The sequence below is a fragment of the Streptodolium elevatio genome (assembly GCF_053592165.1).
The window spans coordinates 17,193-35,590 of sequence record NZ_JBSFVE010000001.1; the positions used below are offsets into that span (position 1 = coordinate 17,193).

Annotated in this window: 16 protein-coding genes; 6 read left to right on the forward strand and 10 right to left on the reverse strand. The window is 71.4% G+C overall.

Going from position 1 to position 18,398, the window contains the following annotated elements; all coding sequences use genetic code 11:
- Nucleotides 1–9 precede the first annotated feature (9 nt).
- Both glgB and ACWD12_RS00060 read left to right on the forward strand, forming a co-directional pair.
- Nucleotides 10–2,226: a 1,4-alpha-glucan branching protein GlgB gene (gene glgB / locus ACWD12_RS00055; RefSeq protein ID WP_435838990.1), complete on the forward strand. Its 2,217-nt coding sequence runs from the start codon at nucleotides 10–12 to the stop codon at nucleotides 2,224–2,226.
- 127 nt (nucleotides 2,227–2,353) lie between these two features.
- Nucleotides 2,354–3,523, forward strand: a complete 1,170-nt coding sequence (locus ACWD12_RS00060) for an alpha/beta hydrolase (RefSeq protein WP_450097671.1) — start codon at nucleotides 2,354–2,356, stop codon at nucleotides 3,521–3,523.
- 138 nt (nucleotides 3,524–3,661) lie between these two features.
- Here ACWD12_RS00060 and ACWD12_RS00065 read toward each other — a convergent pair whose 3' ends face one another.
- Entirely contained in the window at nucleotides 3,662–5,326 is a 1,665-nt protein-coding gene (locus tag ACWD12_RS00065) for an SDR family oxidoreductase (protein WP_450097672.1), read from the reverse strand.
- A gap of 172 nt (nucleotides 5,327–5,498) precedes the next feature.
- The gene (locus ACWD12_RS00070) at nucleotides 5,499–6,149 is read right to left on the reverse strand and encodes a DUF4383 domain-containing protein (protein ID WP_450097673.1); all 651 of its coding nucleotides are present in this window, start codon (nucleotides 6,147–6,149) and stop codon (nucleotides 5,499–5,501) included.
- Nucleotides 6,150–6,299: 150 nt separating this feature from the next.
- Between ACWD12_RS00070 and ACWD12_RS00075 the strand changes: the two genes are divergently transcribed.
- Nucleotides 6,300–7,301, forward strand: coding sequence for a MerR family transcriptional regulator (locus ACWD12_RS00075; RefSeq protein WP_450097674.1), 1,002 nt, complete (start codon nucleotides 6,300–6,302; stop codon nucleotides 7,299–7,301).
- A 99-nt stretch (nucleotides 7,302–7,400) separates the two neighbouring features.
- Here ACWD12_RS00075 and ACWD12_RS00080 read toward each other — a convergent pair whose 3' ends face one another.
- The 3 genes from ACWD12_RS00080 to ACWD12_RS00090 all read right to left on the reverse strand — a co-directional run bounded on the left by ACWD12_RS00080 (nucleotide 7,401) and on the right by ACWD12_RS00090 (nucleotide 11,889).
- The gene (locus ACWD12_RS00080) at nucleotides 7,401–9,383 is read right to left on the reverse strand and encodes a DUF6114 domain-containing protein (protein ID WP_450097675.1); all 1,983 of its coding nucleotides are present in this window, start codon (nucleotides 9,381–9,383) and stop codon (nucleotides 7,401–7,403) included.
- Between the two features lie 108 nt (nucleotides 9,384–9,491).
- Nucleotides 9,492–10,118, reverse strand: coding sequence for a DUF6230 family protein (locus ACWD12_RS00085; protein ID WP_450097676.1), 627 nt, complete (start codon nucleotides 10,116–10,118; stop codon nucleotides 9,492–9,494).
- A 784-nt stretch (nucleotides 10,119–10,902) separates the two neighbouring features.
- Nucleotides 10,903–11,889, reverse strand: a complete 987-nt coding sequence (locus ACWD12_RS00090; RefSeq protein WP_358349965.1) for a tetratricopeptide repeat protein — start codon at nucleotides 11,887–11,889, stop codon at nucleotides 10,903–10,905.
- Nucleotides 11,890–12,298: 409 nt separating this feature from the next.
- Here ACWD12_RS00090 and ACWD12_RS00095 point away from each other — a divergent pair, with 409 nt between their 5' ends.
- Entirely contained in the window at nucleotides 12,299–12,847 is a 549-nt protein-coding gene (locus ACWD12_RS00095) for a TetR/AcrR family transcriptional regulator (protein WP_450098184.1), read from the forward strand.
- Nucleotides 12,848–12,918: 71 nt separating this feature from the next.
- Here the strand turns inward: ACWD12_RS00095 and ACWD12_RS00100 are convergent, their stop codons facing one another.
- From ACWD12_RS00100 to ACWD12_RS00110, 3 genes are all read right to left on the reverse strand, one after another.
- Nucleotides 12,919–13,236: a DUF3817 domain-containing protein gene (locus ACWD12_RS00100; RefSeq protein ID WP_450097677.1), complete on the reverse strand. Its 318-nt coding sequence runs from the start codon at nucleotides 13,234–13,236 to the stop codon at nucleotides 12,919–12,921.
- Between the two features lie 54 nt (nucleotides 13,237–13,290).
- Nucleotides 13,291–13,620, reverse strand: a complete 330-nt coding sequence (locus ACWD12_RS00105) for a DUF3817 domain-containing protein (protein WP_358349970.1) — start codon at nucleotides 13,618–13,620, stop codon at nucleotides 13,291–13,293.
- Nucleotides 13,621–13,694: 74 nt separating this feature from the next.
- Nucleotides 13,695–14,321, reverse strand: a complete 627-nt coding sequence (locus ACWD12_RS00110; protein WP_450097678.1) for a MarR family transcriptional regulator — start codon at nucleotides 14,319–14,321, stop codon at nucleotides 13,695–13,697.
- Nucleotides 14,322–14,462: 141 nt separating this feature from the next.
- Here ACWD12_RS00110 and ACWD12_RS00115 point away from each other — a divergent pair, with 141 nt between their 5' ends.
- Nucleotides 14,463–15,017 (forward strand): MarR family winged helix-turn-helix transcriptional regulator, encoded by a 555-nt coding sequence (locus tag ACWD12_RS00115; RefSeq protein ID WP_450097679.1) that lies wholly within the window; start codon nucleotides 14,463–14,465, stop codon nucleotides 15,015–15,017.
- 259 nt (nucleotides 15,018–15,276) lie between these two features.
- On the opposite strand, the gene meaB is transcribed toward ACWD12_RS00115, so the two are convergent.
- Together meaB and ACWD12_RS00125 are read right to left on the reverse strand one after the other, a co-directional pair.
- Complete coding sequence (meaB, locus tag ACWD12_RS00120) at nucleotides 15,277–16,263, reverse strand: methylmalonyl Co-A mutase-associated GTPase MeaB (RefSeq protein WP_450097680.1); 987 nt, start codon at nucleotides 16,261–16,263, stop codon at nucleotides 15,277–15,279.
- Nucleotides 16,264–16,381: 118 nt separating this feature from the next.
- Nucleotides 16,382–17,569, reverse strand: coding sequence for an acetyl-CoA C-acetyltransferase (locus tag ACWD12_RS00125; RefSeq protein WP_450097681.1), 1,188 nt, complete (start codon nucleotides 17,567–17,569; stop codon nucleotides 16,382–16,384).
- 250 nt (nucleotides 17,570–17,819) lie between these two features.
- Between ACWD12_RS00125 and mce the strand changes: the two genes are divergently transcribed.
- Entirely contained in the window at nucleotides 17,820–18,257 is a 438-nt protein-coding gene (mce, locus tag ACWD12_RS00130; RefSeq protein WP_358358108.1) for a methylmalonyl-CoA epimerase, read from the forward strand.
- The last annotated feature ends 141 nt before the right edge of the window (nucleotides 18,258–18,398 follow it).

An 18,398-nucleotide genomic window follows, 5' to 3' on the forward strand; every position in this document is an offset into this window, starting at 1 on the left:
GTCAACAACGTGACGCCCACTCACCTGGTGGACCCCGTGGAATCCGTCCTCACCGACGTCGTGCCCGCCGCGGTGCCGCCCCCGGTCGATCCCGCCGAGCTGCGGCGCGTGCTGGACGCCGCGCACCACGACCCGCACTCCGTCCTGGGCCCCCATCCGGGGGCGGGCGGGGTCGACGGCGTCGTGCTGCGGGTGCTGCGCCCGTGGGCCGAGCGCGTGGTCGTCGTCGCGGAGGAGCGGCGGTACGAGCTGACGCACGAGGCCGACGGCCTGTTCTCCGGCGTGCTGCCGGGCGAGAAGGTGCCGGACTACCGGCTGGAGGTGACGTACGAGGGCACCGTGCTGGTGACCGACGACCCGTACCGCTTCCTGCCCACGCTCGGCGAGTTCGACCTGCATCTGATCAGCGAGGGCCGGCACGAGAAGCTGTGGACGGTGCTCGGCGCGCACGTGCAGGCGTACGAGACCCGAGGCGAGACGATCACCGGCACGTCCTTCGCGGTGTGGGCGCCCAACGCGCAGGGCGTGCGCCTGGTCGGTGACTTCAACTACTGGGACGGCACCGCGCACCCGATGCGGTCGCTCGGATCGTCGGGCGTGTGGGAGCTGTTCGTGCCCGACGTGGGCGACGGCGCGAAGTACAAGTACGAGATCATGGGCCGCGACGGGCATCTGCGGCAGAAGGCCGACCCGATGGCGTTCGCGACCGAGGTCCCGCCGCAGACGGCCTCGGTGGTGAACACCTCGTGGTACGCCTGGGGCGACGAGGAGTGGATGGCGGCCCGGGCCGGGCGCGAGCACCACGCGCTGCCGATGAGCGTGTACGAGGTGCACCTCGGGTCGTGGCGACCGGGTTTGTCGTACCGCGAGGTTGCCGAGCAACTCCCGGCCTACGTGAAGGACATGGGCTTCACACACGTGGAGTTTCTGCCGGTGGCGGAGCACCCGTTCGGCGGCTCGTGGGGCTACCAGGTCACCTCCTACTACGCCCCCACGTCCCGTTTCGGCTCCCCCGACGACTTCCGGCACCTGGTGGACGCGCTGCACCGGGCCGGGATCGGCGTCATCGTCGACTGGGTGCCCGCGCACTTCCCCAAGGACGACTGGGCCCTCGCGCGCTTCGACGGCACGCCGCTGTACGAGCACCCGGATCCGCGGCGCGGCGAACACCCGGACTGGGGAACGCTCGTCTTCGACTACGGCCGCCACGAGGTGCGCAACTTCCTCGTCGCGAACGCGGTGTTCTGGTGCGAGGAGTTCCACATCGACGGCCTGCGCGTCGACGCGGTCGCCTCGATGCTGTACCTCGACTACTCGCGCGAGGGCGGCGACTGGGCGCCCAACGCCGAGGGCGGGCGCGAGAACTGGGACGCCGTGGCCTTCCTCCAGGAGATGAACGCGACGGTGTACCGGCGGGCGCCGGGCATCGTCACGATCGCCGAGGAGTCCACCGCGTGGGACGGCGTGACGCGCGCGACGTCGCACGGCGGCCTGGGATTCGGCCTGAAATGGAACATGGGGTGGATGCACGACTCGCTGGAGTACATCCAGAAGGAGCCGATCCACCGCCAGTACCACCACAACGACATCACCTTCTCGCTGATGTACGCGTGGAGCGAGAACTACGTGCTGCCGATCAGCCACGACGAGGTCGTGCACGGCAAGAAGTCGCTGCTGCACAAGATGCCGGGCGACCGGTGGCAGCAGATGGCCAACACGCGGGCGTACCTGGGCTTCATGTGGTCCCATCCCGGCAAGCAACTGCTCTACATGGGAACCGAGTTCGCGCAGGACGCCGAGTGGTCGGAGGCGCACGGGCTGGACTGGTGGCTGCTCGACCACGCGGAACACCAGGGCGTGCAGCGCCTGGTCCGGGACCTCAACGGGATCTACCGCGACTCGCCGGCGCTGTGGGCGCGCGACACCACGCCGGACGGCTTCACGTGGATCGACGGCGGGAACGCGGCGGACAACGTGCTGTCCTTCATCCGGCACGGCGCGAACGGCGAACTCCTGGTCGCGGTCTGCAACTTCTCGCCGCTGGTACGGCAGGACTTCGGCGTGCGCCTGCCCTCGGCGGGCGTGTGGACCGAAGTGCTCAACACCGACGCCGACGTCTACGGCGGCGGCAACGTCCGCAACGAGGGCGAGATCCGGACGGACGAGTCCGGCTGGGCGAACCTCACGCTGCCGCCACTCGCCACCATTTGGTTGAACCCCCGGTAACAGCCGCCGCCTTTTCGGTTTTCCGTCGGTTTTCTCCAATACGCCAGTGCCCGGCCACCGCGACGGTGGCCGGGCACACGTCGTTCCGAGGCCGAGAAGTGCGGCCGTGAAGTTCCGAAGGGAATCCATGCGCACGCGATCAACCGTCCCGAGCCGCCGCGTACTTCCCCGCAGGCTGGCGACCGCCGCGGCGGCGGTCGCGCTGGCCGCCGCGGGGCTCGCATGGCCGTCCCCCGCGGCCGCGGCCCCGACGCCGCCGACCCTGCCCGCACCGGTCTCGCACGGCATCACGGCGGGCCAACTCGTACCGGTGGCCGGCTCCGCGCCGCTCTACGACGTCACGCTGACCACGGACGCGATCTACAAGCGCGTCGACCCGGCGCAGCCCACCGTCACGCCGCTGCGCCCGTCGATCAAGGTCCGCATCCTGCTGCCGACCAACTACCAGACGAACCCGGCTACTCCGTACAAGACGCTGTACCTGCTGCACGGCGGCAACGGCGACTTCGACGACTGGTCCACGCAGGGCGACGTCGCCTCGATCACCGCGGCGGCGGGCTTCAACCAGATCGTGGTGATGCCGGAGGGCGGCAACGCGGGCTGGTACAGCAACTGGGTGACCGGGACCAACGGCAACATCGCGCCGCAGTGGGAGAACTTCCACATGCAGCAGCTGGTGCCGTGGATCGACGCGAACTTCAACACAACCGGGACCAAAGCCGGGCGGTACATCGCGGGCCTGTCCATGGGCGGCTACGGCGCGCTGCGGTACGCGGGCCGCTACAACAACCTGTTCTCCGCGGCGGCGGGCTTCTCCCCCGGCACCAACATCGAGATGCCGTGGGCGCAGTCGCTCATCCACGGCTCGGTGGTGCAGGTGCCGCTCGCGCCCACCGCGCCGGGTGCGTTCATCGGCCTATACAGCGCGAGTACGCCGAACCTGGCCCAGTACCAGTACCCGCTGGGCTGGCTTTGGGGCCCGCACCAGGTGTTCGGCCCGACCGAGCAATGGGACGCGCAGAACCCGGTGAAGCTGGCGACGGCCGAGAAGTACAACCCGTACACCAAGCTGGCCCTGTACTCCGGAACCGACCAGGGTGACGGCGCGATCCACGGCTCTGTCGTGGACATGCACAACAACCTCAAGGCCAAGGGCGTGTACCCGCGCGTGTGCACCGGATCCGGCGACCACACCTGGCCGTTCTGGAAGAACGACCTCGCCGACTTCTTGCGGTACGTGCAGGGCCAGACACCCGCCACCTGCACGACGAACCCGGGCTGGACCCTCAAGCCCTGAGCCGGTCCGACCCACCCGTACAAAACCGGCGCCGCCACCCGGCGGGCCCGGACCGAGGGATGCGGTCCGGGCCCGCCGCCGTGACTTGTGGTCCGTGCCCGTCCCGGCGTCGAGCGCAAACACGTGGTCGTGGGGTGGTCAGGCGGTTCGTGAGCCGCTCTGCGCGGGCCGGGGCGCCGACTTCTGGCAGGCCGCGGTGATGTTGCGGGCCATGCCGTCGAATACCGCGGCGTGGAACGGGGCGACGCTCCACCAATAGAGGTGACCGCTCAGGCCGTGCGGGTGGAACAGGGCGCGCTGGTGGTAGCGCGTCGAGCCGTCCTCGCCGGTGTCGACGGCGAGTTCGAGCCAGGCCAGGCCGGGCAGCCGCATCTCGGCGCGCAGGCGCAGGAGTTCGCCGGGCTGGATCTCCTCGACGCGCCAGAAGTCGAGCGAGTCCCCGACCCGGAGGTGCGCGGCGTCGCGGCGGCCGCGGCGCAGGCCGACGCCGCCCACGAGGCGGTCCAGCCAGCCGCGTACCGCCCAGGCGAGCGGGAAGGAGTACCAGCCGTTCTCACCGCCGATGCCTTCGATCACGCGCCACAGTTCGGCGGGTGACGCGTCGACGTCGCGTTCGCGCACGTCGGTGTAGAGGCTGCCGCCCGCCCAGTCCGGGTCGGTGGGCAGGGGGTCGCTGGGTGCGCCGGGGACGCCGGCCGACGACCAGCGGGTGGCCACATCGGCCTCCCGTACGCGGCGCAGCGCCAGTTCGAGGGAGTCGAGGAAGCCGATCGGGCCGCCGGGGAGGTCGGGCACGTAGCGTTCGATGTCCCTTTCCCGGCAGACCACTTCGTGGCGGAGCGACTCGGTGAGCGGGCGGGCCAGCGCGCCGGGGACGGGTGTCACGAGGCCGACCCAGTGGCTGGAAAGCCTCGGGGTCAGCACGGGGACGGACAGGATCAGCCGGTCGGGCAGGCCGGCGACCTTCGCGTAGCCGTGCATCATCTGGCGGTACGTCAGGACGTCCGGGCCGCCGATGTCGAACGTGCGGTTCACGTCCTCGGGCAGCCCCGCGGCGCCGACCAGGCAGCGCAACACGTCGCGTACCGCGACCGGTTGGATCCGGGTGTCGACCCAGCGCGGCGTCACCATGACCGGCAGCCGCTCGGTGAGGTAGCGCAGCATCTCGAAGGACGCAGACCCGGAGCCGATCACCACGGCGGCGCGCAGCACCGCGGTCGGCACGCCGGACGCGAGCAGAATGCGGCCGACCTCGGTGCGCGAGCGCAGGTGGGGCGAGAGTTCGCGTTCAGGGACGCCTTCCGGGGTCAGGCCGCCGAGGTAGACGATGCGGCGTACCCCCGCGGCCTTGGCCTCGCGCGCGAACAGCCGGGCCGCCTCGCGATCGGCCCTCTCGAAGTCCCGGCCGCCGCCGAGGCCGTGCACGAGGTAGTAGGCGACGTCGACCCCGTCGAAGGCTCCGGACAGCGACGCCGCGTCGGTCACGTCCCCCTTGCGGATGTCGACCCGGCTGGCCCAGGGGTGGTCGCGGAGCTTGTCGGGGGTGCGGGCGAGGCAGCGTACGGCGTAGCCGGTGCCGAGCAGTTCGGGGACCAACCGTCCGCCGATGTACCCGGTGGCGCCGGTGACCAGGCAGACGGGCGCGGCGCCCGAGAGGGACGGGGCCGTGCGGGATTGCGCCGTACCTGGCTGCGCCGCGCCGGATCGTGCCGTACGGCCTTCCGAGGTGTGGGCCGTGCGGGACGCGCGTTCGGATCCGGGTTTCTCCGCGGTCGGCGCCGGGGCTGTGTCGGGGTCGTGCATGGCGTACTCCGGCGGGTTCCCGCGGTTCCGGCCGCCGACCGGTCCCAAATCGAGGGGCCGGGGCGCGGGCGCGGACGCGGACTGGGGCGTGGTCGCGGGCGGGGTCGGGGAACGACGGGCGGCAGGGTCGGCCGGGCGCGGGGCCGCCTGTCGGTGCAGCGTGGGTGCGACGTCATCCAGCGCCCGTGTCCGGTTCTCTCAGGGTGCCACGCCGGGCGCGCTCGGCGGGGGACGCGGACCATTCGGCGGTTCCCGGTGTCCGGGGCGCTCCCGTGCCGTGCGGAGGCTCGTGCGTCGTGGCGGCGAGTCGGGCGCGGGCCGCCACCCGCGCCCGCTCGCGGGCTTCCTCCTCTCGTGCGGCGACGTCGGGATGCCGGGCACGCCAGTAGGGATTGTCGTGGGGCAGGCCCCCGCTGACTCGGCCGTACAGCCCAAAGGTGAGCACCATCAGGCCGACCAGGAAGCTGAAGATCACATTGGGCATGCGGAACGCCAAAATGTTGGCGTCCTTGCCGAGCAGGGCAAGGTTGACGAAGCCGCTGAGCACGAAGAGCGTGCCGACCACGATGTTCACGGTCGAGGCGGCGTTGCCGCCGACGACCGCCCCGGCGACGAGCACCAGGCCCACCACCACGGAGATCGTGCTGAGCGCGCCATTGGTGCCCAGGCCCGCGATCTCGTCGCCGTTCGTGTCGAAGAACGACAACTGGTCGGCGAAACCGAGGGCGCCGAAGACGAGCAGCACCAAGCCGGTGAAGCCCGCACCGAACCGGTACACCTGACCGAGCCGATGGTCGACGGGCATTTCCTCGGAAAGCTTCATGGGACCCTCCTGCACAAGGCATGGTGTCCGGAACGGCATCCCCTGCGTCTCAGGGTCCTCCGAGCTACGGTGGATGCAAGTTGCATCGATCGTGCATCGGTTCCGCGGCCGTCCCCGCCCCCGGCGCACCGCATCCGATTGGCGTAGGACATGTCCGAACTCCCCCGCGACGGGGCTCCGGCCGACGCGTCCGACCCCGAGGGCGACGCCTCGGACCCGGCCTCGTTCACCGCGGGCGCCGTCGCGCGCCGCCTCGGCGTCGCCGTCACGACACTGCGGAGCTGGGACCGCCGGTACGGCGTGGGCGCGAGCCGCGTCAGCTCCGGCGGCCACCGCCGCTACACCCCGGCGGACCTGGCCCGGCTGGAACGCATGTGCGCTCTGGTCGCCGAGGGCATGCCGCTCGCCGACGCGGCACGCATCGCCGACCGTGCGGCGGCCTCGGCGCGGCGCGGCGACACCGGTGACACCGGCGACACACCGCGGCGCGGCGGTGGCGAGACCCTGCCGGTCCGAGGCGCGGGCCGGGCGGGGCAGGGCCTCGCGCGTGCCGCGATGCGACTGGACGCGGACACCGTACGGGCGCTGCTGGAAAGGAACTTCGCGACGAAGGGCATCGTCGACGGCTGGGAGGACCTGGCTCGGCCGGTGCTCTTCGGTATGGGGCGCAAATGGGAGCGCGGCACGGACGCCGTCGCGGTGGACAAGTACGTGGAGGTCGAACACCTGCTGTCCCAGTGCGTGTCGGCCGCGCTGCACCGCGTCCGCCCGCCTTCCGCGGCCGATCCGCGCCCGACGCCGCACGGCCGCGGGGCACTGCTCGCGTGCGCGGAGTCCGAGCTGCACACGCTGCCGTTGGAGGCGTTGTCCGCGGCGCTGGCCGAACGGAGTGTCCCCGTACGCATGTTCGGCGCCGCCCTCCCCGACGCCGCCCTCCTGCGCGCGGTCCACCGCACCACCCCCGCCGCGGTCGTCCTGTGGTCGCAGACCCCCGAGACAGCCGCCCCGCACACCCTCGCCGCGCTCCGCCGGGCCCCCGGCGTCACGGTCTACGCCGCCGGCCCCGGCTGGGCCAATTCCGCGCGTCCGCCGGGGATTTCCGTCCTGCAGTCCCTCCCCGAGGCGGTCACCCTGCTGACCCGCACCTGCTGAGTATGCCGCCACGGGAACGGCGAATCGGCGGCCCCGTGTGCGGGGCCGCCGATCCTTGGGGGGTGGCGGGTCTTGGGAGCGGGTCTTGGGGTCGTCGGGTCAGGACGCTTTCTCGGAGCGCATGGTGAGGTCGGGGATCACCAACGTCGCACCCGTCTGGCCGGCTTGCCGGACGGTGACGTCGGTGAAAAACGCGACCGGCACGTTGAGCGGGGGCGGACTGGTCGGCGTGAACTCGATGGGGATCAGGCCGAACAGGTTGCCCTTGAGGCTCTCCGTGTAGAAGGTCACCGTGCCGTCCTTCATGTACGACTTGACGTTGTCGACCGAGAACACGTGGATGCGGTTGCCCTTGCCGTCCACCGGCGACGTCATGTCGAGGTTCCAGATGTCGACGCCACCGCTGACCTCGAACTTGAGGACCGGCTTGGTCTTCCCGGAGCCCGTCCGGACGTCGACGACGCCCTTGTAGTCCATGCCGGCCATGGCGAGGAGGCTGGTCTTGAGGATCCACGGCTCGTCGGGGAGCACCGGCTCCCCCGGAGCCGCGGGGGCCGCGTCGAGCGGGACCTGCTCGGGGCAGGGGTACGGCGCCTTGCTGCCGGTGGGCGCGGGGGCCGTCGTGGCAGTAGGTGTGGGCGTGGCAGTGGCCGGTGCCGTTGCCGTTGCCGTTGCCGTCGACGGCTTCGCGCCGGTGGTCGGAGCCGTCTTGGACTCGGTCGTCGCGGGCGCCGCCTTGGGTGTCGCGGGAGAGCTCGCGGGGGCCTTGGCCGCCGTCGGCGGAACCTGCGCCACGGGCGGCAAGGCCGGGGCGTTCGGCGGCGGTGCCGGATCGGCCGCGGCCGCCGGGGGCGCCGCCGCGGGTGGCGGTGTGGACGCTCCCGGGGGTCGGAGGAACGGCGGTACGAGTTGCCGCAACGGGTCGAGCAGCGGGTCCAGGAGCGGGCCCAGCAGACCACCCGGCTGCTGCGTCGTCGCGGCCGGAGCGGGGGTGTTCGGCGCCGGAGGCGCCACAGGTGCCGCGGGCGGTACGGCACCCGCGGTGGTCGGCGCCGCCGCGGGCGCCTTGGCGGCGGTCCCGGGTGCGGGCGAACCGGCCGCCGGGGGCGTCGACTTGGCGGTCGGCGAGGGAGTGGCCGGCGAGCCGGTGGGCGGTGCCGCCTTCGCGATGGGCGTACCCGACGTCGGCGAAGGCGCGCCCGTCGCCGAAGCCGAAGCCGATGCCGTGACTGTAGCCGTGGCCGTGCTCGTGGCGGACGGGCTCGCGCTCACGCACGGTCCGTCCGCGAACGGGTTGGGCGGCAGCGGCTCGCTCGGCCCGGCCATGGGGAGGAGCGCCGCGACGAGCGCCACGGCCGGAAACCCGGCGATGGCACCGAACTTCGCGACGCCGCCCAAAGTCCGGGCGGAGGCGTCCAGTGCGTCGGGAGAGTGGGGGTCGGGAGAGTGGGCGTCAGGAGTGCTGCCGGGCCGGCTGGTCGCCGACCCGGCCGACGGTTCCCCCAGGCCTGCACCACCTGGTGCCGCCGCATCGTCAGGCGCGGTGAACGCGCCGGGGCCCTCCCGCGATTCCTCGGCTTCAGACGGACCGGCGCCGGTGGCCCCGTCGGCGTCTTCCGCCGGGACCCCGCCCTCGTCCTCGTCGTACGACCACGCCAGCGCCAGCGAGCCGCCGATCGTGACCGAGAGCAGACCCATGAAGAATCCGCCGAGGTTCGAGGTGACGAACGATATGAACCCGCAGACCAGCGCGGTCACACCCGCGTAGATCCGGAACTGCGGCTGGAACCACACCATCAGGCCCATCAGGATGAGCACGCAGCCGATGACCGCCGCCGCGGCCCCCGCTATCGTGCTCATCGCCACGCTCACGTCGCCGACCTGCAGCGTGGCGTACGGGAAGTAGAGGATCGGCAGAGCACCGAGCAGGATGAAGAACCCGGCCCAGAAGGGGCGCCCGCGGCGCCATTCGGCGATGCGCCGCCGCTCCTGCTTGAACGGGCCCCGCAGCCGCTTCTCGCGGCCCGATTGCGGCCGCTCCGCCTCGGACTTCCCGGGCTCGTGTGGCTTGCTAGTACTCACGAAGGGCTCCAGAGGGGACGCCTGGTACGAACAGTCGTCGCGGGGACGACGGAGGGCGCGCGGTGGGCCCGGCCCGCGTGGACCGGACCCGCCGCGGCCTGAACTCGACTAGAAACACTCTTTGTTGTCGAAGTTGACGCCGATGTCGAGGTCGGGCAGCCGGAACGTCGCCGCGCTCACCGCGTAGACGGTCTGGCGGGCGTTCACCACCGTGACCTTGTCGACCTGCTGGGCGAACCCGCCCGGCGGACGCGGGCCCATGTCCGGGCCGCGCAGGGATCCGTCGGCGTTCTTCGTCTGCGCCGCGTCGACACCGATGTCCACGCCCTCGAAGGTGGCGTTGCCGGTCATCTGCGCCAGGTCGGCGATCATGTCGTCCGCGCTCGCGCTGCCGGACTTGATGACCATCACCACGGCGTCCTTGCCGCCGATCGAGAACGGCAGCGGCACGCGGACAGACTGGCAGAGCTTGTCGAACGTCGCGCTCTTGAAGCCGGACAGAATGATCGGCTTGGAGTTCGGCCCGACCTTCTGCGTGAGCCCGCCGTACTGGACGACGTCCTCGGCGACCATCTTGTCCGCGCTGACCTTGAACGCGGTGCCCGAGATCGCGAACGACATCGGGACCGCGCCGTTCGCGGCGGCGGCGGTGAGACCGGAGATGATCACCACGCCGGGGACAAGTGCCACACCGAAACGCTTCCAACGCGTGCGGCCGGCCTTGGACTTGGCCATGGTCCTCCTCAGGGACAGGTTCCGCGCATGCGCTGCCGGGGGTGGCGTGTCTGGGCGCATGCCGGACGCAAAGGACGACAACTGAGGGCCCGCGAGGGGCCCGGCGGTCGCACCTGTCCGGGAGGACGGGCACGGACCTGGATGGGGATTCGAGGCCCACCGCGTTGGCCGCGTGACCCCCGGCCGGCTGTCGGGGCGCGCGCAAATGGACCGAGCGGGCCGATCGTCGCCGACTGTGGGCTGCGGCACAAGAGTCTTGTTACCGACAAGTAGCGGCATGGCGCGGCTTCTCGCCACGCATTGCCTCGACAGGTGTTACCTGGAGTAATACCGAGGGGAAATGGCCGGGGTATATTGCCCAATTTGCTGCGGTTCTCGACGACGTCCGGCACACCCACGGCAACCGCTCGCGACGTCAGTCAAAGCTTTGTAAAGAACCAGGTGGACGGGCTCGGAACCGGAGGAAAACAAAAGCCCCGCCGCCCTCCGGAATCCACGCGGAGGGCGGCGGGACCTTGCCTCGGTCGACGCGACCGGGTGACGACAAACCGCCCCTCGGGCCGGGCGGCGAAGCGCCGTGTCGGCGGATCAGGCGCGCGTACCGGGGTCGGGCCAGGAGCCTGACTCGGCACCGCACTTGAGTGATCGTCGGAACAGGGACTTCGGAACGGGCCTCGGGACGGGCCTCGGAACCGGCTCCGGGGCGGGTGTCCGAACGCGCGTCGAAACGCGCGTCGGACCGCACGTCAGCGCGGGCCCGCCCGGACCGGCGTCGGACGGGGCGTCAGAACAGCACGCTGGTGAGCGCCGCGCGGGCCTTCACCACGCGCGGGTCGTCGAGCCCGATGACGTCGAACAGGCCGAGCAGGTGCACCCGCGCCTTGTTGCGGTCGTCCCCCGCGGTCCGGCGTACCGTCTCGACCAGGCGCCCGAAGGCGTCCTCGACGTTGCCGCCGGACAGGTCCACGTCGGCCGCCAGCGTCTGCGCGTCGACGTCGGTGGGGCGCTCCGCGGCGTTGCGGCGCACCTCGTCGACGTCCACGTCCTTGGTACGCAGGATCAGCTCCACCTGCGCCAGCGCGAGCTTCGCCTCGGTGTGCGCCGGGTAGTCCGAGATCACGTTGCGGTACGCCTGCGCCGCACCCGCGAAGTCCCCCGCGTCCAGCGCCGACTCCGCCGCGGCCAGCAGCGGGTCGCCCGCGGGCTCGGCGTCCTCGTCCGCCTCGCCCTGCGGTGCCGCGGCACCCGGCGCGCCGGGCAGGCCGGTGAGGCCGAACCGCTGCTCGCCGACCGCGACGAGCTGGTCGAGGATCTGCCGAAGCTGCTCCTCCTGCGGAGCGGCCCGGTCGAACATCGGGGCGAGCTGCCCCGCGATGACCGCGACGGCCGCCGGCAGGCCCTGCACCTGGGCCTGCACGACCAGCTCCTGGGCGAGCTGCGGAGTCGCGTCGATGTCCAGGCGGGCGAGCACGAAGCGGCCCGCGAACTCGGCGGCGAGCCGGTCGAAGACCTCGCCGAGCTCGACACTGTGCGGCGAGCGCTGCGAGGAGAACTCCAGCACCACCGGAGCCTGCTGGGACAGCGCGAGAACCGAGTCGAAGTTCTCCTCGGTGAGATCGACGACGAATCCCCCTGCGGCGTCGGCCGCGCCGTCCGCGCCGGCCTGCGGCGCGCTCGCCGCCCGGGCCGCCCGCTGCGCGGCGGCCTCGGACGCCGCCTTGACCGCGCCGAGGTCGACGACCCCGCGCATCGACATGTTTCGTGGCTGCATGCGCCTATCTTCCCCCGAGCGACACCCGCGCGGTGCACGGGTCGGCCCCGTCCACCCCGCGGATGTACCGTCCTGGGCCGCCCGGGCACCGCCCCGCGGGCGTGCGGGGCCGTATGAGAGGGGGCGCGGGACCTTCGTACCGACGTCGGGCGCTCGAATCCCCATCCAGGCACCGTTATTCGCTACGACCCGTAGCGTAACGGGAAAACGCCGGGCGACCGCAAGAGGGTTCCCGGTGAAATCAAGCCCCTCGGCCGTGTGAGTTGAGTCACCGCCAGGTTGCCGGACGGGACATTAGGGTCGTGCCGAACCCGTCCGCCTCGATCCTGCCGAGGTCCCGCTGAGCGAGAACGAAAACGCCGCGGCGTCCCGCAAGGGCCGCCCCCGGAGTTCGACGGCGGACGACGCGATCCTCGGCGCGACCCGGGCCCTGCTCGCGGAACGCGGCTGGGCCACCCTCACGGTCGGGGACGTCGCGGTACGCGCGGGCGTGGCCAAGACCACGCTCTACCGCCGCTGGGCGTCCAAGAACGAACTGGTGACCGCCGCCGTCGCCGACATGCTCGGCACCCTGGAGCTGCCCGAGGACGGCGACCTGCGGTCCGATCTCGACTCCGTGGTCCGGCAGTTCGCCCAACTGCTGGCGCGTCCCGAGATGTCGAGCGCGCTCATGGGGCTGATCGCCGACTCGACCCGGGACCCGGAACTGCGCCGCCGGGTGCGCGAGGCCATCGTCGAACCGCAGAAGCGGCTCGTCGTCGAAGGCCGCGCGCGGGCGCGGGCCCGCGGCGAGGTCGGCGTGGCCGACGCGATCGACGTGGACCTGGTCTTCGACGTGATCGCCGGCACGGTCGTGCACCACATGCTGGTCAGCGCGGAACCCGCGGCCGAGGAATGGGTCGGCCGCTTCGTCGCGTTCGTGACCGCGGGCCTGGTCGGCTGCGCGCCCGGGGGTTGAGAATTCCTCCCTTGGCCGGGGGGGTCGAGCACTCCTCCCCCGGTCGTGCCGCGCAGCCGAATCCGGGTCGTTCAGGCGGCCGACGGGGCCACGGGGGCGGTGAAGATACGGTCCTTCATCTTCGCCTCGAAGACGAACGGGCCGAACGGCAGCACCGAGGCGAGGAAGGCCAGCCCGGTGGTCTTGCCGTCCCAGCCGAACTTGGTGCGCATGTCGAACATGAGCAGGACGTACGCCACGAACAGCAGGCCGTGGATGATGCCGAGCGGCATGACGAGGTTGATGTCCGAGACACGGCTGAGCACGGACCCGAGCAGCAGCAGCGCCAGGAACGACACGCCTTCGCAGCGGGAGACCAGCAGGAACCGAAATACGGGGTTGGACAGCATCAGTTCACTTTCCGGAACGACAAAACCAGCGGGGCGGGGGGCAAGGAGCGCGGGTCAGGCGGCCTGGAGCGGCTCGCCGATCCGCCCGCTCTCCTGGACGGCCCGGGCGACCTTGCGTTCCGCGACGAACGACGCGAACGGCAGCGTGCCGGCCAGCATGACCAGCAGGATCCGCTCGATCCGCCACTTCATCTTCCAGCCGAGGTCGAAGGCCGTGACGAGGTAGATCATGTAGAGCACACCGTGGGCCTGGCTGACGTAGAAGGTGATGTCCTCACCCTTGTCGAAGCCGTACTTGAACACCATGCACAGGCACAGCAGCAGCAGCCAGCACCCGGTGATGTACGCCATCACGCGGAAACGGGTCAGGACAGCAGGCTTCACGGCGACACACCCTCATTCGCTTCGCCGCCCGGCACACGGGCGGCATCCGCAGCATTCACTAGCGCGCAAGCAGACTACGTCGCGCCCTGGGCGGTCTCCGAATCGGCCCCCCGCCCGACGACCTCGCGGAAGCTCTCGTCGGGGTCCGCGGTGATGCCGTCCGGCGAATCCGGCACGACGTCGGCGGCCGGTTCCGACTCCTTGAAGTCACCGGCGTCGACGCGCAGCGGGAGCAGCATGCGGAAGATGTCCGCGCAGGCGTCGGCGTCGTAGACGCCGAGGCCGAAGTCCCGGGCGACCAGGTCCGCGGTGGCGCGTTCGACGACGTCGCGGCCTTTGTCGGTGATGGTGGCGAGCGTCCCGCGGCCGTCGCGCGGGTTCGGGCGGCGGGCGACCAGTTCCGCCTTCTCCAGGCGGTCGATGGTGTTCGTCACACTTGTCGGGTGCACCATCAGTCGCTCGCCGATCTTGGAGAGCGGGAGCGCGCCGCTGCGGCTGAAGGTGAGCAGCACCAGGGCCTCGTAGCGGGCGAAGGTCAGGCCGTACGGTTTGAGCACCGTGTCGGCCTCGGCGAGGAGGATCTGCTGGGCCCGCATGATCGAGGTGATCGCGGCCATCGGCGGACACGCGCCCCAGCGTTCCTCCCACGACTGGGCGGCGCGGGCGATGGGATCGAAGGGGAGGTTCAGCGGCTTGGGCACTGCGGCAGCGTAGCCTCCGCGGCTACCCGCAAGTACGGTGCGACCACGTGCTGAACACCCGCGGGGTTCGGCGGCCGTCGGTGGTATGACACGCAAAGGATATTTATTGAATGTTCAACAGAACGCGGTACCATGGTCGACATGACCACTGAGGAGCCTCGCTGGCTGAGCGATGAGGAACAGCAGATGTGGCGGGCCTCCCTGGGCGTGCTCAATCTGCTCCCCGTCTTCCTGGAGCGCGACCTCCAGCAGAAGCACGGGCTGACCCTGCACGACTACGAGATTCTCGTGCGCCTTTCCGAGGCGCCCGAGCGCCGCATAAGGATGACGGAGCTCGCGGGCCTGAGCCATCAGTCCAAGAGCCGCCTCTCGCACCAGATGACCCGCATGGAGAACGCGGGGCTGGTCGTACGCGAAAGCTGCGACTCCGACCGGCGCGGGCAGTGGGCGGTGCTCACCGAGGCGGGCTGGGACCGGCTCGTCAAGGCGGCCCCGGACCACGTCGAGAGCGTGCGGCGGCATTACGTCGACCTGCTCACCGACGAGCAAAAGCAAGTGCTCGGGGCGGCGTTCGAGACGGTGATGCTGCACCTGCACACGGACGGCGGCACGGCCGCCTGCCCGTCGCTGTCGGGCATCAGCGCGTCGGCGAAGAAGACAGCGGGGGCGTCGGCGGCAGCAGCGAAGGACGCGTGACGAGCGCCGAGGACGCCGTGAGCCCGCAGGCCGTGCGTGCGGTGCCGCCAGAGGAGCCCTTGGGGCCCTGAAGAGCCCTGAGGCGCCAGAGGAGGCGCTGTAGGCCCTCCTCGGCGTTCTGCGGCTGGTGGGCCCCGCCGTGAGCCGCGCCGCGCCCGAGTCGGCGACTGGAACCCGGCGGCACTCGGCAGCCGGGTCGAGGGGGCTGGGGGCATCGGCGCGGGAGGGTTCCAGCAGCCGGCGTGCGCTGTACGGCAGTTCAGGGCGCGGGCTCGGCTCCCGGGTCGCGCAGCAGGCCCGCGATGAGTTCGTCGGCTGCCGCGTACGGGTCCAGCGATCCGTCGGCCACCCGCCCCGCCAGCGCGTCCGCCCGCCGGCCGCCCGTGGGGCCCGCCATGCGGTCGCGCAGCGCGGCGAGGGCGATGGCCTCGACCTCGGCCCGCACCCGGCGCTGCCGCCGGACGTCCAGCGTGCCGTTGGCCGCCATCCACGCCCGGTGCTTTTCCAGCGCCTCGACGACCTCGTCCAGGCCCTCGCCGCGCGACGCGACGGTCTTGAGGATCGGCGGACGCCACGAGTCGGGATCGCGCGAAGGCCCCAGCGAGAGCATGTGGTTCAGCTCGCGAGCGGTGGTCTGCGCGCCGTCGCGGTCGGCCTTGTTGACCACGTAGACGTCGCCGATCTCCAGAATCCCCGCCTTCGCCGCCTGGATCCCGTCGCCCATCCCGGGGGCGAGCAGGACCACCGTGGTGTCGGCGGCCGACGCCACCTCGACCTCCGATTGCCCCACGCCCACGGTCTCGACGATGACGACGTCGCACCCGGCCGCGTCGAGCACGCGCAGCGCCTGCGGCGTCGCCCAGGCGAGGCCGCCGAGATGGCCCCGGGAGGCCATCGAGCGGATGAAGACGTCGGGGTCGGTCGCGTGGTCCTGCATGCGGATCCGGTCACCGAGCAGCGCACCGCCGGAGAACGGCGACGACGGGTCCACCGCGAGCACGCCGACACGCTTGCCGAGCACGCGGTACGCCGACACGAGCGCCGACGTCGAGGTGGACTTGCCGACGCCGGGCGGGCCGGTGAGGCCCACGACGTACGCCTGCCCGGTGTGCGGCGCCAGCGCCGCCATCACCTCGCGCAGCAGCGGGGACGCGTCCTCGACGAGCGAGATGAGCCGCGCCACCGCCCGGGGTTGCCCCGCGAGGGCCTGCGCGACAAGCTCCGCGACGTCCGTACGCCGGGCCACCGAGACTCCTTCGGCCGAGATCGAGCGGATCGGTCTGCCTTCCCGACCGACCCAGTACCCGCGTTCGCGGGCGGCCACCGCACGGAAGTCCCCCGTGCGGTGGCCGCCCGCGCCCGGATCAGCTCTTCGGCACCGTCAGGATCAGGGCGTCGCCCTGGCCGCCGCCGCCGCACAGGGCGGCGGCGCCCGTGCCGCCGCCGCGGCGCTTGAGTTCCAGCGCCAGGTGCAGCACCACGCGGGCGCCCGACATGCCGATCGGGTGGCCCAGCGCGATCGCGCCGCCGTTGACGTTGACGTTGTCGCTGGTGACGCCGAGGTCGCGCATCGACTGGATGCCGACCGACGCGAAGGCCTCGTTGATCTCGATCAGGTCGAGGTCGGAGACCTCCAGGCCCTGCTTGCCGAGCGCGTTCCGGATCGCGTTGGAGGGCTGCGACTGGAGCGAGTTGTCCGGTCCCGCGACGTTGCCGTGCGCGCCGATCTCGGCGAGCCACTCGATGCCGAGCTCCTCGGCCTTCGCCTTCGACATGACCACGACCGCGCACGCGCCGTCGGAGATCTGCGAGGCCGAACCGGCGGTGATGGTCCCGTCCTTGGTGAACGCCGGGCGCAGCTTGGCGAGCGACTCCGCGGTGGTGTCCGCGCGCACGCCCTCGTCCGTCGTGAACTGGATCGGGTCGCCCTTGCGCTGCGGAACGGCCACCGGGACGATCTCGTCGTCGTAGAGGCCGTTCTTCTGCGCGGCCGCCGCGCGCTGGTGCGAGAGGGCCGAGAAGGCGTCCTGCTCCTCGCGCGAGATGCCCAGCTTGGCGTTGTGGTGCTCGGTCGACTCGCCCATCGGGATGTTGTCGAACACGTCGGTGAGACCGTCGTACGCCATGGCGTCGAGCATCTCGATCGCGCCGTACTTGAAGCCCTCGCGCGACTTCGGCAGCAGGTGCGGGGCGCCGGTCATCGACTCCATGCCGCCCGCGACCACGATGTCGAACTCGCCCGCGCGGATGAGCTGGTCGGCGAGCGCGATGGCGTCGAGGCCGGAGAGGCACACCTTGTTGATCGTCAGCGAGGGGACGTTCATCGGGATGCCGCCCTTGACCGCGGCCTGGCGGGCCGGCATCTGGCCGGCGCCGGCCTGCAGCACCTGGCCGAGGATCACGTACTGCACCTGGTCGCCGGTGACGCCGGCGCGCTCCAGTGCGGCCTTGATCACGATGCCGCCGAGGTCGGTGGCGGAGAAGCCCTTGAGCGAGCCGAGCAGACGGCCCATCGGGGTCCGCGCCCCGGCGACAATGACAGAACCGGCCATGACAGTGGCCTCCTAAGAAGGTGAGCCCTGATGAGGAAACTTGCGAGGGGCAAATTGCAGGGGGCAAATTGCGAGGGTGTGGGCGGAAACATACCGGCCGCCAGGTCATGGTCGGCAGGGGTCCCGGTGTGATGGAACGCACGACCCGCCCGGGAGACCGGATGCGGTCTCATTCATAGTGTCGCTCTAGTGTCGCTTCGACATTCAGGGTACCTACCGAGAGGTAACCCGCCAGACCCGGGAGGGCAACGTGCTCACGCGTATCGACCACATCGGCATCGCCTGCCGCAACCTCGACGAGACCGTGGAGTTCTACCGCGCGACCTACGGCTTCGAGGTCTTCCACACCGAGGTCAACGAGGAGCAGGGCGTCCGCGAGGCCATGCTCAAGATCAACGAGACGGACGACGGCGGCGCGTCCTACCTCCAGTTGCTCGAGCCGATCCGCGAGGACTCCACGGTCGCCAAGTGGCTCGAGAAGAACGGCGAGGGCGTGCACCACATCGCCTTCGGCACGGCGGATGTGGACGGCGAGGCCGACGCGATCCGCGGCAAGGGCGTCAGAGTCCTGTACGACGAGCCGCGCCGTGGTTCCATGGGCTCGCGCATCACGTTCCTGCACCCCAAGGACTGCCACGGCGTGCTGACCGAGCTCGTCACCTCGGCGCCGGCCGACGCCGAGCACTGACCACGCGCCGCCGCCGGTCCGCGACAACCCTCCGCGCACCGCACGGCGGCTGACAGAACGTCAACTCGGGGGCGGGATTCCTACGGGCCCGCCCCTTGGCACACCCCGGTCGCGCCCCTTACGTTACCGGTGGGTAATTTT